This is a genomic window from Rhizobium sullae (assembly GCF_900169785.1).
Classification (GTDB): Bacteria; Pseudomonadota; Alphaproteobacteria; order Rhizobiales; family Rhizobiaceae; genus Rhizobium; species Rhizobium sullae.
The window spans coordinates 101,370-125,288 of sequence record NZ_FWER01000015.1 but is presented as its reverse complement, the minus strand read 5'-3'; the positions used below and the strand labels follow the sequence as shown (position 1 = coordinate 125,288).

Annotated in this window: 22 protein-coding genes and 1 pseudogene; 14 read left to right on the top strand and 9 right to left on the bottom strand. The window is 59.9% G+C overall.

Annotated elements, in window-relative coordinates; all coding sequences use genetic code 11:
* Position 1: 1 nt before the first annotated feature.
* The 4 genes from BN1800_RS15300 to BN1800_RS15285 form a co-directional block, all read right to left on the bottom strand.
* A complete protein-coding gene (locus tag BN1800_RS15300; protein ID WP_425299018.1) occupies positions 2–760 on the bottom strand; it encodes an ABC transporter ATP-binding protein in 759 nt (252 codons plus the stop codon).
* 115 nt (positions 761–875) lie between these two features.
* Positions 876–3,062, bottom strand: coding sequence for a TonB-dependent siderophore receptor (locus BN1800_RS15295; RefSeq protein WP_086998968.1), 2,187 nt, complete (start codon positions 3,060–3,062; stop codon positions 876–878).
* A 171-nt stretch (positions 3,063–3,233) separates the two neighbouring features.
* Positions 3,234–4,118: a helix-turn-helix domain-containing protein gene (locus BN1800_RS15290; protein WP_086998965.1), complete on the bottom strand. Its 885-nt coding sequence runs from the start codon at positions 4,116–4,118 to the stop codon at positions 3,234–3,236.
* A 142-nt stretch (positions 4,119–4,260) separates the two neighbouring features.
* Complete coding sequence (locus tag BN1800_RS15285) at positions 4,261–5,094, bottom strand: amidohydrolase family protein (RefSeq protein WP_086998962.1); 834 nt, start codon at positions 5,092–5,094, stop codon at positions 4,261–4,263.
* A 159-nt stretch (positions 5,095–5,253) separates the two neighbouring features.
* Here BN1800_RS15285 and BN1800_RS15280 point away from each other — a divergent pair, with 159 nt between their 5' ends.
* Positions 5,254–5,712, top strand: a complete 459-nt coding sequence (locus BN1800_RS15280) for a YbaK/EbsC family protein (protein ID WP_027509602.1) — start codon at positions 5,254–5,256, stop codon at positions 5,710–5,712.
* 83 nt (positions 5,713–5,795) lie between these two features.
* A complete protein-coding gene (locus BN1800_RS15275; protein WP_086998959.1) occupies positions 5,796–6,830 on the top strand; it encodes a Tim44 domain-containing protein in 1,035 nt (344 codons plus the stop codon).
* Positions 6,831–6,834: 4 nt separating this feature from the next.
* Here BN1800_RS15275 and BN1800_RS15270 read toward each other — a convergent pair whose 3' ends face one another.
* Positions 6,835–8,112, bottom strand: a complete 1,278-nt coding sequence (locus BN1800_RS15270) for an L-fuconate dehydratase (RefSeq protein WP_027509600.1) — start codon at positions 8,110–8,112, stop codon at positions 6,835–6,837.
* 26 nt (positions 8,113–8,138) lie between these two features.
* A complete protein-coding gene (locus tag BN1800_RS15265) occupies positions 8,139–8,873 on the bottom strand; it encodes an SDR family oxidoreductase (protein WP_086998956.1) in 735 nt (244 codons plus the stop codon).
* Between the two features lie 41 nt (positions 8,874–8,914).
* On the opposite strand from BN1800_RS15265, the gene BN1800_RS15260 reads away from it, so the two are divergent.
* Positions 8,915–9,550, top strand: a complete 636-nt coding sequence (locus BN1800_RS15260) for a hypothetical protein (protein ID WP_244564514.1) — start codon at positions 8,915–8,917, stop codon at positions 9,548–9,550.
* A 39-nt stretch (positions 9,551–9,589) separates the two neighbouring features.
* On the opposite strand, the gene BN1800_RS15255 is transcribed toward BN1800_RS15260, so the two are convergent.
* Positions 9,590–9,913 carry a DUF6665 family protein gene (locus BN1800_RS15255; RefSeq protein ID WP_086998948.1) on the bottom strand — a complete coding sequence of 108 codons (324 nt, stop codon included), beginning with the start codon at positions 9,911–9,913 and terminating at the stop codon, positions 9,590–9,592.
* Between the two features lie 175 nt (positions 9,914–10,088).
* Positions 10,089–10,955, bottom strand: coding sequence for a DUF2961 domain-containing protein (locus BN1800_RS43905; RefSeq protein ID WP_425299013.1), 867 nt, complete (start codon positions 10,953–10,955; stop codon positions 10,089–10,091).
* Between BN1800_RS43905 and BN1800_RS42390 the strand changes: the two genes are divergently transcribed.
* The 11 genes from BN1800_RS42390 (at position 10,954) to BN1800_RS15185 (ending at position 23,424) form a co-directional block, all read left to right on the top strand.
* Positions 10,954–11,319, top strand: a complete 366-nt coding sequence (locus BN1800_RS42390) for a hypothetical protein (protein ID WP_086998945.1) — start codon at positions 10,954–10,956, stop codon at positions 11,317–11,319. The two genes, BN1800_RS43905 and BN1800_RS42390, sit on opposite strands and share 2 nt — an antisense overlap.
* Before the next feature lie 344 nt (positions 11,320–11,663).
* Complete coding sequence (locus BN1800_RS15235; protein ID WP_425299017.1) at positions 11,664–13,451, top strand: PBP1A family penicillin-binding protein; 1,788 nt, start codon at positions 11,664–11,666, stop codon at positions 13,449–13,451.
* A gap of 584 nt (positions 13,452–14,035) precedes the next feature.
* The gene (locus BN1800_RS15225; protein WP_086999305.1) at positions 14,036–14,305 is read left to right on the top strand and encodes a hypothetical protein; all 270 of its coding nucleotides are present in this window, start codon (positions 14,036–14,038) and stop codon (positions 14,303–14,305) included.
* A 364-nt stretch (positions 14,306–14,669) separates the two neighbouring features.
* Complete coding sequence (locus BN1800_RS15220; RefSeq protein WP_086999302.1) at positions 14,670–16,016, top strand: ABC transporter substrate-binding protein; 1,347 nt, start codon at positions 14,670–14,672, stop codon at positions 16,014–16,016.
* Between the two features lie 55 nt (positions 16,017–16,071).
* The gene (locus BN1800_RS15215; protein WP_086998939.1) at positions 16,072–17,373 is read left to right on the top strand and encodes a carbohydrate ABC transporter permease; all 1,302 of its coding nucleotides are present in this window, start codon (positions 16,072–16,074) and stop codon (positions 17,371–17,373) included.
* A 2-nt stretch (positions 17,374–17,375) separates the two neighbouring features.
* The gene (locus tag BN1800_RS15210; protein WP_086998936.1) at positions 17,376–18,218 is read left to right on the top strand and encodes a carbohydrate ABC transporter permease; all 843 of its coding nucleotides are present in this window, start codon (positions 17,376–17,378) and stop codon (positions 18,216–18,218) included.
* Positions 18,218–19,273, top strand: coding sequence for an ABC transporter ATP-binding protein (locus tag BN1800_RS15205; RefSeq protein ID WP_086998934.1), 1,056 nt, complete (start codon positions 18,218–18,220; stop codon positions 19,271–19,273). Before BN1800_RS15210 ends, BN1800_RS15205 begins: the two co-directional genes overlap by 1 nt.
* Positions 19,273–20,052, top strand: a complete 780-nt coding sequence (locus BN1800_RS15200; protein ID WP_086998931.1) for a glycerophosphodiester phosphodiesterase — start codon at positions 19,273–19,275, stop codon at positions 20,050–20,052. The genes BN1800_RS15205 and BN1800_RS15200 overlap by 1 nt, the downstream gene beginning before the upstream one ends.
* Positions 20,036–21,040 (top strand): LacI family DNA-binding transcriptional regulator, encoded by a 1,005-nt coding sequence (locus BN1800_RS15195; RefSeq protein ID WP_086998929.1) that lies wholly within the window; start codon positions 20,036–20,038, stop codon positions 21,038–21,040. Before BN1800_RS15200 ends, BN1800_RS15195 begins: the two co-directional genes overlap by 17 nt.
* Positions 21,040–21,873 (top strand): inositol monophosphatase family protein, encoded by an 834-nt coding sequence (locus BN1800_RS15190; RefSeq protein ID WP_027509587.1) that lies wholly within the window; start codon positions 21,040–21,042, stop codon positions 21,871–21,873. Before BN1800_RS15195 ends, BN1800_RS15190 begins: the two co-directional genes overlap by 1 nt.
* Positions 21,874–21,936: 63 nt before the next feature.
* On the top strand, positions 21,937–23,424 hold the full coding sequence (locus tag BN1800_RS15185) for a sulfatase (protein WP_086998927.1): 1,488 nt from the start codon (positions 21,937–21,939) through the stop codon (positions 23,422–23,424).
* A 101-nt stretch (positions 23,425–23,525) separates the two neighbouring features.
* Here the strand turns inward: BN1800_RS15185 and BN1800_RS42385 are convergent.
* A pseudogene (locus BN1800_RS42385) lies at positions 23,526–23,662 on the bottom strand (LysR family transcriptional regulator); the annotation flags it as partial.
* Positions 23,663–23,919: the final 257 nt, after the last annotated feature.

The window sequence follows — 23,919 nt, the reverse complement described above, 5'->3', positions numbered from 1 at the left end:
GTCACAGCAGATAGCTGACGGGTTCGCCGCGTGCCGGATGCGAAAAAACGCCCATGCCGACGCCGAAAATCGCGTGCAGCAGGTCGGCGTGCATGATCTCGGCCGGTGTTCCCTGCGCGGTGATGCGCCCGCGGTTGAGCGCGATGATCTCGTCACAATAGCGCGCAGCAAGGTTGATGTCGTGCAGCACGATCACGACGCTCAATCCGCGCTCATGGCTCAGCGACTGGACGAGCGAAAGCACGGATGCCTGGTGCGCGAGGTCAAGCGCCGAGGTAGGCTCGTCAAGCAGCAGGCAGCGGGCGTTCTGCGCCAGCATCATGGCGATCCAGGCGCGCTGGCGCTCGCCGCCGGACATGTTCGCCACCATTCTGTCGCTGAATTCATCAAGATCCGTTCGTGATATGGCGTCATCGACCAAATCACGATCCACTTTTCCGAACCGGCCAAGCGTGCCACGCCATGGAAAGCGGCCGAGCGAAACAAGCTCGCGCACCGTCATGCCGTCGGTTGCCGGCGTGAATTGCGGCATATAGGCGATGTTGCGCGCAAAGGCGCGGCCGCCCCATTCCGCCGCCGCTCTGCCCGCAAGCGTGAGTGTGCCGGAGACGGGTGCGATCTGCCGAGCGATGATTTTCATGAGCGTGCTCTTGCCGGAGCCGTTCGGTCCGACGAGCCCGTAGATGCGCCCGTGCTGCAATGTCAGATCGATGCCCGAAAGGATCGTCCTTGCGCCCGCCGCATAGCCGATGCCCGACATCGTCAAAAAGGGTGTGGACACGATCAAAACCTCCGCTGCCGCATAAAAAAGCATTCGGGAGGGCAAATACCCTCCCGCCTCGCGTTTCCTGCAAAACTATACTTCTATTGTCAACTTACCACTTCTTGCTGAGTTTGAAGGTGATCGTGCGCGCATCGCCGTAGCCGCAGACCGTCAGCCCTCGGCAAGCCGTGACATATTCCTTGTCGAATATGTTGGCGACGTTGAGAGAGGCGCCCCAGTTTTCCTTCTCGTAGCGGATTGCTGCATCGAAGACCGTGGCGGCGGGGACCTTCTTGGTATTGGCTTCGTCTGCCCAGGACCAGCCCTGATAGCGGACACCTGCGCCAAAGCTCATGCCCTCGAAGACACCTGTCGTCAGCGTATAATCGACCCAGAGCGAAGCGGTAACCTTAGGCACGACATAGAGCGAGTTGCCGACGAGCGCCGGGTTGCCTGCATTTTCGAGGACGTCCGTGTCGGTATACGCGATGGAACCGAGCGCCTTCCAGTTCTCGTTGACGTTCACCTTGCCTTCGAGTTCGGCGCCGTGCGACTCGACCTTGCCGAGCTGGGTCTGAGCGAAGGTCACCGGATTGCTGACTGTGTTGTTCCGCTTGGTTATATGGAAGAGCGATGCAGTCAACGAGCCGTCAATGAACGTCGGATCGTATTTGATGCCACCCTCGAACTGCTGGCCTTCTTCCGGCTTGAGCGGCCCGGAAACGCCGGTGCCGATCAGCGGGTTGAAGAAAGTTGCCGCGCTGAAATAAGGTGTCAGACCGTTTTCGAATTCATAAGCAAGGCCTATGCGGCCGCTAACGGCGCTATCGTTCGAGGCATAGGTGGTTCCAACGACAGCATCCGAATTGGTATCGACGTAGTCATAGCGGCCATTGAGCGTCAGCAGCCAACCGTCGCCGAAATGGATGCGGTCCTGAGCATAGACGCCGATCTGCTTCTGAGTCACGACTTGATCGATCCCAACGCCATTTGCCGGCTGCGGCAGTCCGTAGATTGGGTCCGTCGCGCTGATCGGCGTTGCGGTGATCGGCCAGGTCGGCCACTTCTGAATATGATCCAACCTATAATATTTATAGTCGACGCCTGCGAGCAGATTGTGCGTCGCGCCGCCGAGTTCTGCTTCGCCCTCAAGCCGGTTGTCGATCGCAAAAGTATCGACGGCCGAGCGGCCTTCGAAGCCGATGCGGGCGAGCAGGTAGTTCGGCCCAGCCGGGACACCGCCGACCCAACCGTTGAGATACGGGCCGATTTCATGCTTATCGAGGTGGCCGTAACGGAAGTTCTGCGAGAATTTGACGCCGTTGTCGAATTCGTGCTCGAACTCGTAACCAATCATCTTCTGCACATAGCTGCCGTCGTCGATATCCGGCTCGCCGTAAAAAGCGTCACGGTCGATCTTGCCGAAGGTCGCGTCCTCAACCGTGCCAACATAAGGGAAGAAACCGTTGCCGGTGTGCACTTGGTCGAGACCGGAAAGGTAGGCCCAGGCGGTAAAGCGGGTGGAAGCATCCGGCGAGACGGTGATCTGCGGCACGATGAAGCCGCGCAGGTCCTCCGAGAAATCCGAATAATTGTCACCGCCGGCAACCTTGCCGGTGATGCGGTAGGTCATCGTCTCGCTGGAGCCGACCTTGTCGGAGATATCGAGACCGGTGAAGGCATTGCCGTTACTGTTGATGCCGATGTCGGTATAAAAAAGCGGCTCGTCCAGGGGGCGCTTGCGGACCAGATTGACGATGCCGCCGGGATTGGCGCCTCCGTAAAGAACAGACGCCGGGCCTTTCAATACCTCGACGCGCTCCAGCATGAACGGATCGAGCTGGAATCCGCCGAAACCGTAACTAAAGAGCGTGAGGTTATCGAGGAAGACGCCCGTCTGTGTCGCGTCGAAGCCACGGATGTAGAACCAGTCGGTGTCGCCGTCGGTGCCGAAAGGTTGAGTGGTCACGCCCGGAGTATAGCGCAGTGCCTCATCCACCTTGTTCACGACACCGCGGTCGTTCATTTCCTCAGCCCCGACAACCGAGACAGACTGCGGTATCTCATTCAAAGGCGTGTCCGACTTGGAACCCGTCGCAGAGCGCTTCGCCACATAACCGTTCACCGGGCTCGTCGCGGTTGCCTCGGAGTCGCCACTTCCTGCCTCCCCCTGGATGACGACCGGTTTCAGTTCGGTTGTTTCCTGCGCCCCTGCCGGCATCGCGGCCGCCAGCCCGATGGCGGCAACACCGGTCAATAGTTGCGCCTGGAAGATAAGCCCCTTGGTTTGCCCACGCATATTCGTTTACCCCACTTGCACCGCGAAGCTTTGAATACCGCGGCCAATGCCCATTTTGATAAGATGAGCGTTTAACTCAAATTTAAGGGTGTGGATTGTCACATTCGGTGGAATTTGAATGTTCTTGGGCAAATTTTCGCACTGCACGCAAATGCTCGCAGGGCGTTGTTTTCAGGCAACGTGCGCCTTTTTCCAATGGGCCGGCGTGGTGCCCACATTCTTGCGGAAGACACGTGTGAAATGCGCCTGATCGGAAAAGCCGGTCTCGGCGGCGATCGCCGGAAGCGTGAATTCGCCCCGTGAAAGCAGTTGTTTGGCCCTGTCTAGCCGCGCATTCGTCTGCCACTGGTGGGGCGCAATGCCGGTCGACGCTTTGAAGGCATGGCTAAAATGCGATTGCGACAGGCCGGTGAGATTTGCAAGCTCTTCCAGCCTGATATTGCGAAGGCAATTCTGTTCAATGAATTCCGTGACGCGGCGGAGCTGCCAGCTCGCAAGCTTGCTTCGTTTGCGGGCTGGCGCTTTCGTCAGCTTCATCACGTCGATGATCAGCGACAGGCAAAGCCCGTCGCCGTAAAGATCATGCAGCGGCTCGGGATTGATGCATTCGGCGGCAATCAGATTTGCCAGCGTCAGAACGCGCTCGTCGTGAAAAAGCAGCTGCGCGTCGTTCAAGCGCTTCGGATCGATATCTTCCATTAGCCGACGGCCGACGATCTCAGCGTCGAAATGGACGTCCAGATGCCGGACGAACTGCACATCGACGAGATCGGCCCAAAGCTCCATGCCTGCCGGAACATAAGAGATCGGCCGCCGCGCCGTATCCTGCACTGCGCCGCTGCTCTTCGGCGCCAGTTTGACCTTGGAATTGCCTGCACCGCGCAAGTCGAGAAGAATGAAAAGCCGTGGGTCGCTGGCGACATAATAGCCGCCCGCGTAAGGCGCACACTCGACATCCCACACGTCTGCGACGATGCCGTTCCAATTCCGGCGGTTCATCCCGCCGACAACGGAAAAGCCTTCGATCCTGTTCTGCATCCGCGGTTGAAATGTCATATCCGATCCCGCGCCGGTGGGGTCACGATTAAACCTTCTTGCAATACTCAAGTTTTCGTACCGAAAACGGGAGCGATTAGCAAGAGGCAAACCGGGCACGGGAAGCCATCGCACCGCGAGATAAGCGTCATCTTCGAGCCTCTCAAAGCCCGTAGAAGCGCTCGCCGTTCGATGCCCAGATCTTTTGCTGGTCGGCGGGCGGCAGGTTCGTCATGGCATGGCCAAGCGTTTCGATCCAGCGGCTGTAGTCCGCGACCAGATTGACGACCGGCCAATCGCTGCCGAAAACGAGACGATCGGGACCGAAGATTTCGAAGACCGCCTCGAGATAGGGCTGAAGGCGTTCCGGCGCCCAATCCGGACCATCTTCGGTCACGATGCCGGAGATCTTGCAATGGACATGGCGAAGATCGCGGAAGCGTTCCATATCCCGCAGCCAGGGCTCGAAGCTACCGCTTCCGATTTCAGGCTTCGCCATGTGGTCGACGATCACCGGCAGATCGGGGTAGCGCTCGATGAACCGGATCGTGTTGAGGATATGCCGCGGCTTGATCAAGGCGTCGAACCGGAGCCCGAGGTCGAGCATGGCCCGGACGGCCGGATCGAGCTCTTTCTTCAATATCCAATCGTCTTCGGGCAGATCCTGCAGATAGGGACGGATGCCCTTCAGCTTGGCAAAGCGTGCCCAACAGGCAAGGTCGGCTGCGGCCGTCGGCGCAAGAAGATCGAGCCATGCAACGACGCCCTTGATGAAGTCCCGCCCGTCGGCAAGGCCGAGAAGGTAGCCGGTCTCATGAACGGAAGACGCTGCGGATACGACGACAACGCCCTCGACGTTGTTCTTCTCCATCAACGGAACCGCGTCGCGCGGCCCGTAGTCGCGATAAAGCACCTTGTCACCCGGCGACATCCAGAGCGAATAGTAGGGCTCCATCGACAGTGTCCAGAAATGCATATGGCAATCGACGCGCCGCATCGTCTCCTCCTCAAACGTCTCTCCGCGCGACAAAGAAGGTCAGAAAAGCGTCGGGACGGCAAGTGCAGCGATACACGAAATCGGATTGAAATTCCTCAAGTATCGGATACGGTTCGGAGGCTTTTTTCAAAATCCCGATCTTCCTGGATAGCATACGCCATGAGCTTCGAATCCGTCCGCGCGTTTTTCAGCGCACATGCACCTGACATCGAAATCGTCGAAACCGCCGAAAGTTCTTCGACGGTGGCACTTGCGGCCGAAGCGCACGGCGTCGAGCCGGCGCAGATCGCCAAGACGATCTGCCTCAGGGTCGGGAACGAAACCATGCTGGTTGTTGCAAGCGGCACTGCCCGCCTCGACAACCGGAAATTCAAGGATGCTTTCGGCGGCAAGGGCCGCATGCTCGGACCGGAGGAAGTCCTGGAGGTTACAGGCCATCCGGTCGGGGGCGTTTGCCCCTTTGGATTGCCCGCGCCGATCCCGGTCTATTGCGATGTTTCTCTGAAGCGTTTCGACGAAGTCGTGCCGGCCGCCGGTTCCACGAACTCGGCGGTGCGCATCCCGACGGAACGGCTGGCCGAACTTACCCGTGCCAAATGGGTCGATGTCTGCCAATAACTCGGCTCGCCAACTTCACATCATCAACAGAATACCTATATTACATCGCAAACATGCCGTGGTTGTGCATGACAGGAGATAAGATGCCGAGTGCCGTTTCGCGTTTTGCCAAGATAGCGGCGATAGCCGTTCTGACGAGCGCTTCCGTTTTTGCTGCCTATAGCGATGCCGAGGCGCGCCGCGCCGGAGGTTTCGGCGGATTCGGCAGCCGCGGAACGCGCACATTCGACGCGCCGCCGGTCACGCGCACCGCGCCTGCACCGGCCGCACCCATGGAACGGACGATGACGCCGCGCCAGCAGACGCCCGCTACCGCTCAGCAGCCTCTTAATGCCCAGCGTCCGGGCGGCCTCTTTGGCGGCTTTGGCCGTTCGATGATCGGCGGCCTGATTGCAGGCGGCCTGCTCGGCATGCTGCTCGGCCATGGCTTCGGCGGCGGCTTCGGTTTTCTTGGCATGCTGCTGCAGATCGCCCTGATTGGTGGCGCGGTCATGCTTGCCATGCGCTTCTTCGCCAATCGCCGCCAGCCGTCCTACGGTGCGGCAGGAGGCCGCGGTCAATCCTTTAACAACATGTCCAGCAACATGTCGTCAAACAGCAATTCGTCCAGCAATTCGTCGTTTCGCATTCCGACGATCGGCTCAGGCACTGCGGGTTATCAACAGCAACAGCAGCCTCGCGCCGACCGGCCGAGCGACGAAATCGGGCTGGCACAGGCCGATCTCGACCAGTTCGAGGAACTGCTGACCAAGGTGCAGACCGCCTATGGCGCCGAGGACTATAATACGCTTCGCAAGCTGACGACGCCCGAAGCGATGTCCTATCTTGCCGAAGAACTTGGCGAGAATGCCACAAACGGCGTGCGCAACCGCGTCTCGGACGTCAAGCTTCTGCAGGGCGATATCGCCGAAGCCTGGCGCGAGAATGGTCAAGACTATGCAACGCTTGCCATGCGCTATTCGTCAATCGACGCAATGGTCGACCGTGACAGCGGCCATGTCGTTTCCGGTGACGATCGCCAGCCGAGCGAGAGCACCGAGATCTGGACCTTTGTGCGCAAGACCGGCAGCGACTGGAAGCTTGCCGCCATCCAGGGCACGGAGCAGCGTGCCGCCTGAGATATCAAGTCTTGAAGGTGTAGTCGGTGATCGACTGCGCCTTCATTTCAATTGAAAAACCTGGTTTTGACGGCGGCATATAGGCCGCGTCCCTGATCACGCACGGGTCGAGGAAGTGTTCGTGCAGATGGTCGACATATTCGATCACGCGCCCGTCCTTGGTCGCGGACACCGCGACATAGTCGATCATCGACAGGTGCTGTACATACTCGCAAAGACCGACGCCGCCGGCGTGCGGCCAGACTGGCAGACGGTATTTGGCGGCGAGCAGCAGCACGGCCAGAACCTCGTTCAGGCCGCCCATGCGGCAGGAATCGATCTGAACGATGTCGATCGCACCTTCGGCGATGAACTGCTTGAACATGATGCGGTTCTGGCACATCTCGCCGGTTGCCACCTTGACCGGGCCGATGGCATCGCGGATCTTCCGGTGTCCGGCGACGTCGTCGGGACTTGTCGGTTCCTCGATGAAATAGGGTTTGGCAAAAGCGAGTTCCTTCACCCAGCCGATCGCCTGCCCGACCTCCCAGACCTGATTGGCATCGATCATCAGGTAACGATCCGGGCCAATCACCTCGCGGGCAATGCGCAGCCGGCGGATATCGTCTTCAAGATCGCGGCCGACCTTCATCTTCACGTGGTTGAAGCCGGCATCGATTGCCTCCTGGCAAAGGCGGCGCAGCTTTGCGTCGTCATATCCGAGCCAGCCGGCAGACGTCGTATAGCAGGCGTAACCTTCCTTTTCGAGCGTCGCGATCCGTTCCGTCTTTCCGACCTCGGCACTCCTTAGGATCGTAACCGCCTCGTCGCGCGTCAGCACGTCGGTCAGGTAGCGATAGTCGACGATGTCAGCGATCTCCTCGGGGCTCATCTCCGCAACCAGCCGCCACACAGGCTTTCCCGCCTGCTTGGCGAGAAGATCCCAGACCGCGTTGACAACGGCGCCTGTCGCCAAATGGATGGCCCCCTTCTCCGGACCGATCCAGCGAAGCTGGCTGTCGCTCGTCAGATGCCGCCAGAATTTGCCCGGCTGGGCGAGGACGTCGGCAAGGTCCGCGCCGACAACCAGATGCGCCATCGCCTTTATCGCCATGCAGCAGATGTCGTTGCCGCGGCCGATCGTGAAGGTGAGCCCGTGGCCCGAAAGCCCTGGCTCATCCGTATCCAGAATGACGTAAGCCGCTGAATAATCGGGATCCGGGTTCATAGCATCGGAGCCGTCGAGGCTTTGCGAGGTCGGAAAACGAAGATCGGAAACACGAATGCCGGTTATGCGGGTCATGGGCTCCTCCCGAACTGGCCGGGCAGTCAGATCGTCCAGCCGCCGTCGATGGCGAAGGCCTGTCCGCTGGTATAGGTAGCACCGGCGAGATAGACGGCAAGATCGGCAATTTCTTCCGGCGTGCCGAGGCGGCCCATCGGCTGGCGGGAAATGAAGGCGGCCCGTGCTGCGTCGTAGTCCCCCTGCGCGCGCATGCGGTCCTGCAGCGAGGGGCTCTCGACGGTTCCGGGGCAAATGGCGTTGCAGCGGATGCCGTTCGAAACGTAATCGGCGGCAACCGATTTCGTAAGGCCGATCACCGCCGCCTTGGTGACGCCATAGGCAAAGCGGTTCGGCACGCCCTTGATGCTGGAGGCGACCGAAGCCATGTTGATGATTGAGCCGTCCTTCCGCTCCAGCATGCCGGGAAGCACAGCGCGGATCGTGCGGATCATCGCCTTGACGTTTAGGTCGAAAGCGAATTCCAGATCGGAATCCTTCATTTCCAGGATGGATCCGGCATGAACGAAACCGGCGCAGTTGAAGAGCACGTCGACCGCGCCGATTTCAGCGACCAATGCCTTCACGGCCTCCTCGTCGAGCACGTTCAGCTTGTGTGCCGACACCCCGGTCTCGGCGGCAAGAGTTGCCAGTGCATCCGTATTGATATCTGTCGCATGAACCGTGGCCCCGGCGTTCTGAAAGGCAATCGCGCTGGCACGCCCGATGCCTTGGGCCGCCGCTGTGATGAGAACGGTCTTGCCGGAAAGAGTGATGGTCATGTCTTGGCCTTTTCATGGTTTTAATGCGTGAGGAAGCGCATTTGGCGCCCGGCTTCATCGGTGCAGAAACTGAACGGCGGCTCTTATGGTGTCAATCGAATAGTGAAATCCGCCAACGCGGGCTGTCTACCGCTGCCATTGACGCAACGCCACTAACCGTTTTCGCCCGGAACTTCTGTTTGCAGAGCAAGTTTGCACAAAAGGAGGCATTGGCAATGACAGTCGGCGCCGTTCAGTTTCTCGCCATTACCATTTCAGCGCTTGCACTTGTCCCGTCAGGAGCACATTTCGCGGCCCTGCCTAACAAGATCGCGCTGCCGCAATCCGAATATTTCACCGTTCAAACCATCTATTATGGATGGGCAATTTTGGGTTTGCTTTGGCCTGCTGCGCTCATCATGAATGCGCTGCTCGCTGTCGTTGTTCGTTCGCAGAAATGTCCATTCTGGCTTGCCGTGGCTGCCGCGCTCTGTTTTGCCCTCATGTTTGCGATATTCTTTCTTTGGACGCTTCCCGCCAATCAGGCGACGAACGACTGGACGACAGCTCCCGAAAACTGGGAAACGTTCAGGCGGCAGTGGGAGTATTCTCATGCCGCAAACACAATCATTGTGTTTGTCGCACTATGTTTCACGACCCTGTCGGCGCTTTCGTGGCGGGAGATAGGTTCGCCTTGAAGGCACTCCCGCTGTCGGACGGAGGCCAGCCTGAGAAGCTCATCGGCGAATAGCGCCGATCCGCGCAAGAACTTCGCCGGGAATCCCATACCGCGCGATGACGTCCCGGTTATTGCGGAGCCCGCAGACCTCTCGCTGAATGAACAATGCCCAGACCGCTTCCGAGGCCTCCTCAAGGAGGCTTTCCCGATCAGCTGTGCGATGATCGTTTTCCGACGAGGCGGCAAGCTTCGCAAGTGCCGCTTCGACTTTGCGGCCTTGGCGGCCAAGTGCATCGGCCCGCTCCGAGGCGAGTTCGTACTCCAAGGGGTTGAGTGCAGTGCTCGGCCGATCCGAAAGCGATCGCGGCGGTCTGAAACTCACGAGGGGCCTCTCAGGAAACAGAGGAACAGTTACGACCTATGGAAGTTTGGTTCTTTACGAAGCGGGATCAAGAGGAGGAGACCGTGTGGACAATCTTGATTGGTGCTATTTTCGTCATATGCGGCATACTTCTCCTGTGTCGGGAGGCACTCGGCCGGCGGCCCCTCAGCGATCCTCACCGATCATCCCTTAGCGAGCGGACATTGGAACCCAGGGGACAAGGCGTTCGATTTCTGGGACTGACGAGGAACTGGCTGGGTGTCGCCATGATCGCGGCCGGAGCAGCGCTTTTACTGCTGGTCTCATTCACGTAGCGCTCGCTTTCTTTGCCGCGGTCTCCCAGTTCTGGTAGGGGAGACGGAAGGTGGGAAGGCGATCTGCGACGCAGGCGAGCTTCTCGAAGGGCTTGTGAGGCTCTGCCTGGTACCAAAACGCGACCGAGGAAATATCGTCCGATCGGCGGTTTGCATGGCCGTGCTCGATGGTGACGCGAATGCTTTTTTGGAAAATCGCCGGATCTTCGATGTGCCAGCGTTAGAGCGTGACGGGGTTCGGTCCAGTTCGGCCCGCCGGCTGCGATGATACCGTGATAGGGCCTGCTGTATTCTTGCGTCGGGCACCAGGCGGTGTTGAAATAGTCTTCCGTGCCGGTCCCGTGCAGCGTCGCTGGCCAGGCATCGTTGGCGCCGGGCGTGCTTTCGCCGCGCGGCTCGATGAGTGCGGCCTTCGGCCCGATGCGCGGATCCGGCTTGCGCACGGTATCTGATACGGAGAGCCCCGATTCGCCGTCGATGAAGATCATGTCGTCTCCTTCGCCGTACCAGTCCCAGACGCCGGAGCGCCGGCGGGAATAGACGCTGAAGAGAACGCCGACATAGTGCCCTTGCCCCTCGGCTTCCAGAATAGTGTAGTTCTTCCTTCCGTCGGTCGTCTCTCCGCCGAACAGGAACTGTTCGTTGGTGAGCCCATCCTCGCTCTCGGCATGCGCAGTTGAATTTGCACTGCTCTGCCACGAAAAGGCTGGCTTCGGATGTGAGAACATGCGCCGCGTCGAATTGCAGAACGGGGGTCTATATTCTGCAATGGCTCGGGAGCAGCGCCATTTAATTGTCTTTCCGCTGCTTCAGGGCGCTCTAATTGCTTCGGCAAACCCATCAGCCGGTAAGAAATGGCAAACACCGCAGACAATTCAAAAGAAACTGGCAGCTCAAAGCAAACTGGTGATCGCACCGCCGCCGGATCTGCGCGTCCGCCGAAGGTCGAAGGATTTCCGGCTGAGGGCGCTGAAGAAACAAGTGGCGATCACGAGGGATCATCCGGATCATCATCATTGCCAGAACAGTCCGAAAGGACCGAGGCCCCTCCCTCGCCTTTTGGACAAAGCGCGCGAGCCATTCAGGACCTGATGGCCGCCCTCCGTCATGACTTCCGTGCTGCTTTGCGAAGCAGCCAGGCCTCGATCAGAAACGGCATTGGAGCCATCATTGAAAGACACCAGACGCTTCGACCTCGGACATCAAATAAGAGGATTCCGCGGGTGTCCGCATTTGCAGCGCTTTCTTCCAAAGCGCAGTCCCGCATGGCGGCGATCCGAGCGGGAAAGACCGGCAGAAGGCAGGTCATTCCCCTGAAACTGCGATCATGGAGGGTGCTGCTCGCACTCGTTCCGTTATTCGGCTTCCTGATCGTGGCCGGCGTTTTGACTTGGGCCTTGAAGGATGTGCCGTGGCAAGAGATCGCTGACGGTTCCATGAAGCCGGTCATCGTATTGGAAACGGCGGACGGCGGGCCTCTTGTCCGGCAGGGGCCGTATCAAGGACCTTATGCAGGTTACGAGCAATTCCCTCCACATCTTGTGAATGCCGTCCTTTCAATCGAGGACCGCCGGTTCATGGATCATCACGGCATCGACCCGAAAGGAATTGCGCGCGCTCTAATCCGGAACTTTGAGGCAGGCTCGATCGTCCAGGGTGGAAGCACGATCACACAGCAGTTGATCAAGCTGCAGTATCTCGAAAGCGACCGAACGCTGAAACGAAAGATCCAGGAACTGGTGATCGCCTTCTGGCTGGAATGGAAGCTCGGCAAGCAGGAGATCCTGACGCGGTACCTGAATTCGGTCTACCTCGGTTCCGGCGCTACGGGAATGCCGGCAGCAGCACGGATCTATTTCAACAAGGATATCGGTGCGCTCGATGTTCCAGAATCGGCGATGCTGGCAGGTCTGTTGAAGGCTCCGAGCCAGTTGAACCCAATCGACAATTTCGAGGCCGCACGTCAACGCACGGCAACGGTGCTCGACGCCATGGTCGCCAATGGCAAGCTTACGCAGCAGGAAGCCGATGCCGCCAAGAATGAATTCGCCGAACTGCACCCGACAACGCCGACGCCACGCTCAGGCAGTTGGTTCGCCGATTGGGTTTCGGCACAGGCGAGCGAGATCGCAGGCACTTCTCCGGGCTCGACGACAGTACGCACGACCTTGGTCCCGCGCCTGCAGGAAATTGCCGAACGGGTGGTGAAGCGGGTTCTCGATGAAGAAGGAAAGGCGCGCGGCGCATCGCAGGCAGCACTGGTCGCCATGACGCCCGATGGCGCGGTTGTCGCAATGGTCGGCGGGCGCGACTACAAGACCAGTCAGTTCAACCGAGCCGTCACGGCGATGCGTCAGCCCGGCTCCACATTCAAGCTTTTCGTTTATTACGCTGCGTTGAAGAAGGGTCTGGCCCTGTCGGATCAAGTGCTCGACGCACCTATCGAAATCAATGGGTGGTTGCCGCAAAACTCCGGGGGCGCTTACCGAGGTTGGGTGACGCTGGCGGAGGCTTTTGCTCGCTCGTTGAATGCCGCCACTGCTGCCCTTGCGCAGGAGGTGGGTTTGGACAGTGTCGCTGCGGCAGCCAAGGAGCTCGGCATCAACGCAACCCTCACGACGGCGCCCGCCTTGTCGCTTGGCGCCTCGGAGGTAAGCTTGCTCGATTTGACCGGTGCCTACGCATCGGTCCGCCTAGGGCGGGCGCCCGTTGAGCCGTGGGGCGTTATCGAATTTCAGGCATCGGGCCAGCCCAGAGGCTTCCGAGTGGGGCCGCAAGTGACGGCGTCTATCGACCTCTCGCAGTATCAGCCGGACCTTCTGGCGTTACTGCAGTTGGTGGTCGAGCGTGGGACTGGCCGCGACGCCGATCCCGGCATGTTTGCGGCCGGCAAGACAGGCACCAGTCAAGACAACCGCGACGCTTGGTTCGTCGGGTTTACAGAACCCTTGGTCGCCGGGGTCTGGGTCGGCAACGACGATGACGCGCCGATGAAGGGTGTCACGGGCGGGGCACTTCCGGCTCGCATCTGGCGGGAATTCATGCAGGCGGCCATGGCTGAGCCTGCACCGCAGATCGATCCAAATACGGGAATGATGACCAGCGAGGAGAACGCCGCTCCGTCCTGCAATATCACCGCATGCTCTCGCAGCTATCGTTCTTTCCGCGCTTCCGACTGTACGTACCAACCATATTATGGCGATCGGCGCCTGTGCGAGAAATAGCCGTACCACCTGTTGCCCGCTTCGATAAGGATTGGAAACCGAAGAGGGCCGATAGCGCGATGCACGAACGCGAGAAAGAAGCACGAGCTGGGGGTCACAGAAGGTATGCCAATGAACTCCTTAGTGAAAATGCTTCTCGCCTTCGAGGCCTTCCTGTTTACCGCCGCATCGCTGGTTCACGCGGGCCTCTCTTTGGCGGTTACGAGCACTGGCGGGCAGCGACAGCCGAGGGCGTGATCGCGGCGGTTTTGGTGTTTGGCCTATTCGCACGCCTCATCCGGCCGGCTTCAGCGCGCGTGACCGCCCTTGCCGTCCAGGTCTTCGCGCTTTTGGGGACCTTGATCGGGGCCTCCACCATCGCCATTGGGATTGGCCCGCAAACAACAGTCGACCATGCGTTTCATCTTTTCTTGCTGGCGGTGCCGGCGTCGGGACTTGTTGCCATCTTCAGATCAATCAGGTGATGATGAACAATGGTTGGCGCTTCATCGCGAAGGACACCAAATCGCTACTGCCACAAGGCGGCCGGATGGCTGGAACATCCGCAGCGCGATTGGGTTCTCTTATCGAAGGAGGAGAATGAGATGCGGACCTATTACCGATACAAGGAAGGCGAGGCTGCCGCCGGTTCGATCGTCATCAAGTTCTACCGCTCCGGCGATCAAATCCGAGGGTTCATCAGAAAGGTTACGGAGCCCGGTCAGCACGACACGGTATTTTCAAGCGAAGAACTGCAGGTCAACGATGCATTTCTCATAGCTGACAACAAGCATCGGGAGGCCCCGGACACACCCATCTTCGTCGAACTCACAGAAGGTGTCCGCTGGAATCCGGCTTGGGGGCAGTTGAACTAGCAAAACGGCATTTCTGCCGATCCGCAGCGACGGTTCTTCGCGTAGATAACAGACAAGAACGCGTGGCGCCGATGATTGGCCAGCCGTTTCCTTCTGGTCTTTGTGCGCCCCCTGCTCGTCTTGCGCTACGAGACCGTGTTTTCGACCTTTGAAGCCGCAGTCGTTGTGCCGAAAAACGGCGCTTGCAATGTTTTTCGACCGGTTCATAATAATTTTTGTACACGTGCTCAATTTTGTCATTCGGTCGTTACGCAGGCCCCTTAGAGCGGAATCCGTTCGCGCTTTTCATGGGACCTCCGGGCGGCCGTCAGCAATGGTGATGGCCCGCCAAGAGGCTCACATCTATCTCTGGGGAGATGAAGAGATGACTATTCTGCCGACATTGAAGTGCATGAGCGTCGCTGCCGCCATCCTGGCCTCGACCAGCGCCCTCTCCTTTGCCAAGGACCTGACCGTTACAGTCTGGGCCGGCGGCACAGGCCCGAATGACGTCTATCGCCTCGACGCGATCGACATTGCAGCCGAGCAGCTTCAGCGGGAAGCCGCAATCAAGGGCGAAGACCTTAAGATCAAGGTCGAGAAAAAGGCCTATAGCGGCTGGGAGGACTTCAAGCAGGCGATGACGCTTGCCGCCGAGGCCAAGACCGCTCCGAACATCGTCGTCACCGGCCACGAGGACATCGGCCCCTGGGCACAATCCGGCCTGGTCGTGCCGATCGAGGACTATGTTGACCTCGACTCGTGGCCGCTTAACAACATCTACGAAAACCTGATGGACATTGCCTCCTTCAACGGCATGGTCTACGGCATTCCGCAGGATGCCGAGTCCCGGCCGATGTTCTTCTGGAAGCCGCACATGAAGGCGATCGGCTATAGCGATGCTGATCTCGAGGCGCTACCCGAGAAGGTCCAGGACGGCAGCTACACGATGCAGAGCCTGCTGCAAGACGCCAAGAAGATGCAGGACAAGGGCCTCGTGCAGGCCGGCTATGGCTTCTATCCCCGCTACACAAACGGTCCGGACTTCTGGCAGTTCTACACGAGCTTCGGCGGCACGATGGAAGAAGACGGCAAGCTAGTCTTCGACAAGGCTGCGATGCAGCGCGCGTACCAGTTCTTCGCCGACGCCGTGGCGCAGGGCGTTACCAAGAAGAACCATATCGGGATGCCGGCCGACCAGTGGTGGAAGGAAGTGGCGTCCGGCAAGGCCGGAATCTGGCACGGCGGTACCTGGCATTACGCCCGCTACGTCAACCAGGAAGGCCTGAAGGATTTCTTCGGCAACGTCGTTTTCACGCTGATCCCGGCCGGCGAAGGCGGCAAGGCCAACACGCTGACGCACCCGCTCGTCTATCTTATGACCTCTGGCCACGACAAAGACGACACCGAGATTGCTGCCCAGCTGATCAAGATTGCGTCTGAGCCGCGCATCAACGTGCTGCATGCGGTCAAGTCCGCCCATCTCGGCATTTCGAAGTCGGAAACCGAGATCGAGCTTTACTCATCGGACCGCTGGACGCGCGAAGCCACCGAACGTCTTCTGCCCTACGCCAACGCGATGCCAAACAATGCCGACTTCGGCACCTACTGGAACATCATGTGGAAGGGCCTTGAGGCCTCATGGACGGGTGCCAAGAGCGTCGATGCCGCCGTCAACGACGTCGAAGGCGAGCTGAAGAGCACGCTCGGCGACAAGATCGTCATCCGCTAAGCGCAGGCAAGCCTCCGGGCGGTCTTACCCGCCCGGACCTTTTGCGGAGACTTTCATGAGAACGTCGAGAACGCTCGGGCTCATAATGATCGCGCCTGCCGCGATCATGATCGTGCTGTTCTTCCTGATGCCGGTGGTGTTGACCGCCGTCTTTTCCTTCACGAGCATGTCGACCGCCACGGGCATTTCGGGCGGCGCCTACCAGATCGTCCCGAACGCGCTCATTGCGCTCAAGGAGGAAATGCCGGAGGTCGTGCAGCAGCTTACCGAACCCCGCTACGTGATCGACGAGGCGGGCATCAAGGGCGTCGAGCGCATCGAGCTTGAGCCCGGTATCGCCACGGAACTACGCGAAAACCATCTCGGTGAGGTCTTCCCTTCCCGCCGTGAAGCCGAGCGCGTGATCAAGGGGCTCAACGACCGGCCGTCGACCCGGGAGGTCAAGCAAATCTCCGAACAGTTCAACCGCTCCGTTGCCAATCTGCGCTTTTCGAGCAAGGAGGAGCTCTTCGCCTCGCTCGACAAGCTCGGCTTCAAGATAGCGCCGGAACAGAAGGAAAGCCTCGCCGACGCGACCTATACCGGCTGGAGCTGGACGACAGAGAACTTCTCGCGCATCGCCTCTTCGCCTGACATGGCGCAGGTCCTTTTCAACACATTGCTCTACGTCGCCCTTGTCCTCATGCTTTTCAACACGAGCTACGCCATGCTGCTGGCGATCTGGACACACTACATGCCCGACGCGCCGGCAACGATTTTCCGGTCCATCTGGCTCCTGCCCCGCATCACGCCCGTCGTCATCTATGTGCTGATGTGGAAATGGCTCGCCTGGGATACCGGCTTCATCTCCACCTTTATGGGCAAGTTCGGCTACGCTCCGAAGAACTACCTTCTAGACAACGCCTACAACGCCTGGCTCTTCGTTGTGCTGATCAATGGCTTCATCGGCGCCTCGATGGGCATGCTGGTCTTTTCCTCGGCGCTGAGGGCGATCCCGAAAAGCCAGTTCTTCGCAAGCGAGGTGGATGGCGCCAGCCGCTGGCAGCAGATCCGCTACATCATCCTGCCGCAGATGCGCTGGCCGATCCTCTTCGTCACCTGTTATCAAACGCTATCATTGCTTGCCTCATTCAACGAAATCCTGCTTTCGACCCGCGGCGGGCCGGGCAAGGCGACCGAAGTCTGGTCGCTTGCCGCCTATCACACGGCCCTCAACAACTATGCGGGCAATCTGGAGTATGGCCTCGGCGCCGCCATGGCGTTGGTCCTCGTGATCATCGGCATCATCCTGTCGCTCGCCTACCTGCGCGTCTTCAAATACGCCACGCTGGTTGCGCGGCCGCTCATCGAGGACTGATCATGGCGGAGAAATCGCAACCCTCGGCAAACTACCGCATCTGGCCGGTCATCCTGGCGCTCACTATCGTCAGCCTGCCGCTGGTGCTCATGTATGCCTATCTCTTCATCGATACGATCACCGACAAGCAACCGGCGGCTCTGACGCCGGATACGCTCACCCTGCGGCACTGGACATTCCTCTGGCAGACCCCGCCTGGAAAGCCGAATATCTGGCTGGTGACGCTGAACACGCTGATCTTCACGGTGAGCACGACCACCGTCGTACTCCTCGTCTCCTCCATGGCCGGCTATGTGCTGTCGCGGTTGAACGTGCCCGCCCGCGGCTTCTTCCTTGCGGGGGTCATGGTGCTGCACGCCTTCCCGTCGGTTACGCTCATCATCGCGATCTTCATCGTGCTGCAGATGGTCGGCCTCTATAATTCATTGATCGGTGTCATCCTTGTGAAGGCTGCGATCGACCTGCCGCTCGGCATATGGCTGATGAAAGGCTTCTACGACAGCGTGCCCTGGGAGATAGAGATGGCAGGCGTCGTCGACGGCGCCTCGCGCTTCCGCGTCTGGCGCAGCCTCGTGCTGCCGCAGGTGCGCCCCGCGATTATGGCGCTGGGGCTTTTCTCCTTCCTTTCGAGCTGGGGGGAATTCATCCTGCCGCAGGTCTTGGCGCCGGGCAGTCAGGTGCAGGTACTGTCGGTCTATCTTTCGGCGCTGATTGCCGACGACAACAATTTCGACTTCGGCACCTTCAAGGCGGTGGGCGTTTTCTACGTGATCCCGGTGCTTTTGCTTTACGGCTTCTTCCACAAATATCTCATGAATATCTACGGTGGCGGGAGCAAAGGCTGATGCGTATCCTCCTCGACAACTTCTCGAAGAGCTTCGGCGCTACCAAGGTTATCGAAAACATGAACCTGGAAGTGGCGCATGGCGAGATGCTTGCCCTGCTTGGCCCTTCGGGCTGCGGCAAGTCGACGACGCTTTTCGCCGTCTGCGGCATCCATCGCCCGACCGGCGGCCGCATCCTCTTCGGCGACCGCGATGTGACTGATCTCCCAAGCCAGGTGCGCAATGTTGGCGTCGTCTTCCAGTCCTACGCGCTCTATCCGCACATGACGGTTGCCGAAAACATCGGATTTCCGCTGAAGGTCAAGGGAATGGCCTCCGCCGATATTGGCAGGGAAGCCGACCGCATCGCCGCCCTCGTGCAGATCGGCAACCTGATGGGCCGCCGCCCCTCGGAGCTTTCGGGCGGACAGCAGCAGCGCGTGGCCCTCGCCCGCGCGTTGATCCGCAAGCCGGATGTCCTGCTTCTCGACGAACCGCTCGCCAATCTCGACGCAAAGCTGCGGCTGGAGATGCGTTCGGAAATCCGCCGCATCCAGCGCGAGACGGGCATCACCGCGATCCTGGTCACTCACGACCAGGTGGAAGCCATGAGCATGTGCGATCGCATCGCCATCATGAAAGAAGGTGAGATCGTACAGATCGCCACACCAGCGGAGATGTATAACGACCCGCGCACCGCTTTCGTCGCCAGCTTCCTTGGAAATCCGCCGATCACCTTCCTGCACGGCGTGGCGGCAGAAGGTTTCTTCTCCATCCCAGGCAGCGAAATCAGGATTCCGCTTCCCGTTTCGGCCGCCGCCGCCGACGGGACAAAGCTGATGCTCGGCGTGCGGCCGGAGCACTACAATCCGGCGGGTGACGTGCCCGTCACAGGCATCGTGAACTTCGCCGAAACGCAGGGCCGTGAAAACCTCTATGACGTGCAGCTTGCCCAAGGACCGCTGCTGCGCTCCGTCCAGCCGGTCCGCCACGACATCAGGATCGGCGACGAGGTCACCTGGGCGATCGACAGCCGCAACGTGCTCGTTTTCGACGAAAGCGGACGGAGGCTCTGATGCAGCGCGACTTTACGTCCTTCTTCGAACGCTTCGGCTGGCCCAAAGACAAAGGCAGCCTGCCCTTCTGCATTGGCCATCGCGGCGCAAGCGGGCATGCCCGCGAAAACACGCTTGCTGCCTTCCGGCTCGCGGCGGAACTCGGCGCGGAAATGTGGGAGCTTGACACGCAGTTGACCAAGGACGGCGTCGTCGTCGTCTCCCATGACGACCATCTCCAACGCGTCTTCGGCGTGGACAAGCGTATTTCGCAGATGACCGCGACCGAGCTTGCGGCGCTGGACGGCGTCGACGTACCGGCCATCGAGGAGGTCGCCGCCCTTGGCAGTGAGACCGGAACCGGGCTCTACATCGAATTGAAGGCTTCGGGAAGCGGTCTCCGCTGCTGGCAGCACCTGATGGAAATGGGCCAGCGCTTCGCCTGCCTCGGCTCCTTCGACACCGCACAGGTCCGCGAGCTTCGCGAAGCGGGCTGCGACTATCCGCTCTCGGTGCTCGTTCGCGTCGGCGATAATCCACATGCCGTCGGCGACGAGGCGAGTGCCGACATCCTGCACCTCTGCTGGGAGCGCGCCGGCGAGCGGCCACAGGATCTGGTCACACCGGCGCTGATGGACCGCGCCTTCTCAGCAGGCCGCGAGATCGTTCTGTGGCACGAGGAAAGACGGCCGATCCTCGATGAGATAATGAAGCTACCGGTGCTCGGCATCTGCACGGATCTGCCGGACATGATGCGCACCATGTCTGGTGGGGAAGGAAAATTTGACAGACAGAGATAAAGGACCAAGCAGAGTAACGTCCTTCGACGTGGCGCGCGTGGCGGGCGTCTCGCGCGCTGCCGTATCGCGCGCCTTCACGCCGGATGCGAGCGTCTCCCCGAAGACCCGCGAAAAGGTCTATCAGGCCGCCAAGGAGCTGGGCTACCGCGTCAACTATCTTGCGCGCGGCCTGACGAACAAGCGCTCCGATCTTGTCGGCGTCGTCGCGGCCGGGCTCGACAATCCGTTCCGCACCCTTCAGATCGAGCATCTCGCGCGCACGCTCATTTCCCGCAATTTCCGTCCAATCCTGCTGCCGACCTCGAAGGAGGCGGATACGTCGACCGTCATCGGCCACCTTCTGCATTATGCCGTCTCCGGCGTTATCGTGACATCGGACGCGCCACCGACGGAGATCTGCGAGCAGTGTGCCGCCGAGGGCGTACCGATCGTGTTGATTAACAAGGGCGACGACATTCCCTTCGTCGACCGTATCATTTCCGATGACCGCACCGCTGGACATCTGGCCGCCGACCACCTGATCGATCAAGGCGCCAAGCGCCTCGCCGCGATTGCCGCGTCCTCCGTCTCCTACACGGCACGCCGCCGCAGCGAGGCCTTTCTTGCGCGCTGCCGTGAGCGCGGCCTCGAGGCACAGCTATTCACAGTCGCCATGAATGACTATCGAAGCGGCTTCGAGGCGGCATCCGAGATTGCCTCCTTCGGTATCGACGGCGTCTTCTGCGCCAACGACTACATGGCCTGCGGCGTGATCGACCGGCTGATGTCGGGCCGTGGCCGCGAAGATGTGCCCGCCACGCGCGTGATCGGCCATGATGATATCCCCCAGGCGAGCTGGGCCGCCTATGAGCTCACCACCATCCGCCAGCCCTGCGACCTGCAGGCCGAACAGGCCATCGGCCTGCTGATCAGCCGGATGGCCAAGCCTGGCATGATGGCGCGCGTAGAATTCACGCCCGTTTCGCTGATCAAGAGAAGGACTGCCTGATGAGTTCCGCATTCGATTCCTCCGTCCTTGAGGCCCGTGCCGCGGCTGCGATAGAGATCGCCCGTCGCGTCGGCCGCGAGGCAGCCCGCTTCCGCACGGAAATGGGTTCGGGATTGAAGGTCGAGAATAAGGGCCTGCAGGATTTCGTCACCGTCGCCGACCGCAATGCCGAGCGGGCCATTCGCGACGGGCTGCTTGCGCGGTTCCCGCAGGACACCTTCATGGGGGAGGAAACCGGCGGCCGAGCCGGCAGCGCCGGAACCTGGGTGGTGGACCCGATCGACGGCACGACGAACTACATCCGCGGCTTCCGCCACTGGGGCGTATCGATCGCCTTCTGCGCCGAAGGCCGCCTGGAGATCGGCGTGGTTTACGACGCCGCCAAGGATTCCGTTGTCTCGGCGATCCGCGGCAGGGGCGCCTTTCGCGAGGGGGCGCTCATTCTTGCCGCAGCGACGAACGATCCGGCCAATGCCATTTGCATCCTCGGCCATTCGCGCAAGACAAGCTTCGACGAACACCTTGCCGTTTCCCGGCGCCTGCATGAGCGCGGCATGGATTACCGCCGCATGGGCGCGGCGGCGATCGACCTTCTGCGTGTCGCAGAGGGTGCTGCCGACCTCTATTACGAGCGGCATCTGAACGCATGGGACATGCTCGCGGGCGCGTTGATCGCTTCTGAAGCGGGCGCGAAGGTCGTCATGCCTGCATTGTCGGCGCTTCTGTCCGAAGGCGGCCCTGTCGTCGCCTATTCGCCAGGGCTTGCCCGGGAATTCGAATTCATCCTGGAGATCGAGGGCCTGGCGCCAATGGCGGACCGGTCAGACTTCTAGGCGCCGCGACAGGCGCGCCGACAGCACCTGTCGGTAGAGCGACCGCATAAGGGGAGATTGCCAATGAAGACCGTCTTTGTTCTCTTCGATTCCCTCAATCGCCATATGCTTGGCTGCTACGGCGGATCTCGAATACCAACGCCGAATTTTGATCGCCTCGCCAGACGCTCGATGGTCTATGACAAGCATTATGTGGGCTCGCTGCCCTGCATGCCCGCACGGCGGGATCTTCTGACAGGACGTCTGACTTTCCTGCATCGCAGTTGGGGGCCACTCGAACCGTTTGACAATGCCTTTCCCGAGCTTCTCAAGGAGAAGGGCGTGCATAGCCACCTGGTCACCGATCACTACCATTATTGGGAAGACGGCGGCGCGACTTATCACAATCGGTATTCGACGTTCGAGTTCGTGCGAGGTCAGGAGTCGGATCCGTGGAAGGCAATGGTGCAGCCTCATTGGGAGCGCCTTCGGGAGAAATATCACGAAGCACAGACCGGCGGCGGCCCGATCAGCAAGTATGGGCCATACATGATCAATCGAGAGTTCATCAAGCAGGAAAAGGACTTTCCCTCCGTACAGTGCTTTGCGCATGGTTTGGAGTTTCTCGATCTCAATCGAAAGGCCGACGACTGGCTACTCCAGATCGAAACATTCGATCCGCACGAACCTTTTTTCGCACCGGAGCGCTTCAAGGAACCCTTCAGAACCGGATGGAACGGGCCGATCCGTGACTGGCCTCGCTATGGACGACTTGAGGAGCTGCCGGAGGAAGCTGATGAACTGAGAGCAAACTACTACGCAATCGTGTCGCTATGCGACTTTCTGCTCGGCCAGTTGCTCGACGACTTCGATACGCACGATATGTGGAAAGACACGACCCTGATCGTCACAACCGATCACGGGTTTCTTCTCGGAGAGCACGATTTCTGGGCCAAGAACCGTATGAACATGTACGAGGAGATCGTACACATCCCCTTGTTCATCCATGATTCGCGCAGACCTGGTGCTGGAAGGATCGACCGGCTAACCCAGTCGATCGACGTCGGGCCGACATTTCTCGATATCTTCGGTGTAGATGCCCCTCCTGAAACAGAAGGGGAGTCGCTGCTGAAGCCAAATTCCAAGGATGCCGTTATCTTTGGCTATTTTGGTGGCGCGGTCAACGTAACCGATGGCCGTTATACCTACCATAGGTTTCCAGCCGATCCTCTGAAACAGGATCTCTATCAGTATACGGTTATGCCTACGCACATAACGAGACCATTCACGCCGGAAGAACTATCGCAGGCGACGTTAGCCAAGCCGTTTTCGTGGACCAAGGATGTTCCTCTGCTGCGGGTACCGGTGACCGAACGATCGCCGATGTTCAACAACTACGGGCCCGGAGCGCTGCTTGAAAAGCAAACGCGTCTCTATGATCTGGCGATCGATCCCGGACAAGAGGCGCCCCTTGAGGATCCAGCGCTGGAACTGCGGATGCTTGAGCTGATGCAGGCCCGAATGCGATCAAACGATGCGCCTGCGGAAGCTTTCAAGCGCCTCGAATTATAAGAGACCTCATCGCGCCAGCGCTGCCGTCCGCGCAACGAGCCTACCGCGGACTGGCGCCGCACGCGTTCCGCCGACTTCATCGCTTTCCGGAAGCTCAGCATTCACGCCCACAAGCGTTCGGCCGCAAAATCCACGAAGGCACGTGCCCGGGCGGAAACCATGTGCCTTTCCGAGTGCACGAGTGGATCGGTACCGGCTCACGCTCGTAATCCGCAAGCACGATCTTGAGTCGACCGGCGCCCGAGCTCGTCCATATCCGCTTCGACGCCGAGCCGCGGGTGATTTTCTGCAGATGACCAGCGAGGCCGAGCTCTTGTTCGATCACCTTTTGGCAGCCCTCTTGCAGGACCCGAACGCTACTGGCATTTCCGTCCGCGCCGCACGCACTGCCGGACCGCTACGACTTTGCCGAATGGTCATCGTTCGCGCTCGCCACCGGGATCGCGTAGCTGTTGCCAAGAAGGCGGGAGTGGGCAATCGGATTGCCATCGCATC

Excerpts from the sequence above, each read along its gene's own strand:
- BN1800_RS15300 (WP_425299018.1), bottom strand. The coding sequence starts at position 760 with ATGTCGGGCATCGGCTATGCGGCGGGCGCAAGGACGATCCTTTCGGGC.
- BN1800_RS15295 (WP_086998968.1), bottom strand. The coding sequence starts at position 3,062 with ATGCGTGGGCAAACCAAGGGGCTTATCTTCCAGGCGCAACTATTGACC.
- BN1800_RS15290 (WP_086998965.1), bottom strand. The coding sequence starts at position 4,118 with ATGACATTTCAACCGCGGATGCAGAACAGGATCGAAGGCTTTTCCGTT.
- BN1800_RS15285 (WP_086998962.1), bottom strand. The coding sequence starts at position 5,094 with ATGCGGCGCGTCGATTGCCATATGCATTTCTGGACACTGTCGATGGAG.
- BN1800_RS15280 (WP_027509602.1), top strand. The coding sequence starts at position 5,254 with ATGAGCTTCGAATCCGTCCGCGCGTTTTTCAGCGCACATGCACCTGAC.
- BN1800_RS15275 (WP_086998959.1), top strand. The coding sequence starts at position 5,796 with ATGCCGAGTGCCGTTTCGCGTTTTGCCAAGATAGCGGCGATAGCCGTT.
- BN1800_RS15270 (WP_027509600.1), bottom strand. The coding sequence starts at position 8,112 with ATGACCCGCATAACCGGCATTCGTGTTTCCGATCTTCGTTTTCCGACC.
- BN1800_RS15265 (WP_086998956.1), bottom strand. The coding sequence starts at position 8,873 with ATGACCATCACTCTTTCCGGCAAGACCGTTCTCATCACAGCGGCGGCC.
- BN1800_RS42390 (WP_086998945.1), top strand. The coding sequence starts at position 10,954 with ATGCGCCGCGTCGAATTGCAGAACGGGGGTCTATATTCTGCAATGGCT.
- BN1800_RS43905 (WP_425299013.1), bottom strand. The coding sequence starts at position 10,955 with ATGTTCTCACATCCGAAGCCAGCCTTTTCGTGGCAGAGCAGTGCAAAT.
- BN1800_RS15235 (WP_425299017.1), top strand. The coding sequence starts at position 11,664 with ATGAAGCCGGTCATCGTATTGGAAACGGCGGACGGCGGGCCTCTTGTC.
- BN1800_RS15225 (WP_086999305.1), top strand. The coding sequence starts at position 14,036 with ATGCGGACCTATTACCGATACAAGGAAGGCGAGGCTGCCGCCGGTTCG.
- BN1800_RS15220 (WP_086999302.1), top strand. The coding sequence starts at position 14,670 with ATGACTATTCTGCCGACATTGAAGTGCATGAGCGTCGCTGCCGCCATC.
- BN1800_RS15215 (WP_086998939.1), top strand. The coding sequence starts at position 16,072 with ATGAGAACGTCGAGAACGCTCGGGCTCATAATGATCGCGCCTGCCGCG.
- BN1800_RS15210 (WP_086998936.1), top strand. The coding sequence starts at position 17,376 with ATGGCGGAGAAATCGCAACCCTCGGCAAACTACCGCATCTGGCCGGTC.
- BN1800_RS15205 (WP_086998934.1), top strand. The coding sequence starts at position 18,218 with ATGCGTATCCTCCTCGACAACTTCTCGAAGAGCTTCGGCGCTACCAAG.
- BN1800_RS15200 (WP_086998931.1), top strand. The coding sequence starts at position 19,273 with ATGCAGCGCGACTTTACGTCCTTCTTCGAACGCTTCGGCTGGCCCAAA.
- BN1800_RS15190 (WP_027509587.1), top strand. The coding sequence starts at position 21,040 with ATGAGTTCCGCATTCGATTCCTCCGTCCTTGAGGCCCGTGCCGCGGCT.
- BN1800_RS15185 (WP_086998927.1), top strand. The coding sequence starts at position 21,937 with ATGAAGACCGTCTTTGTTCTCTTCGATTCCCTCAATCGCCATATGCTT.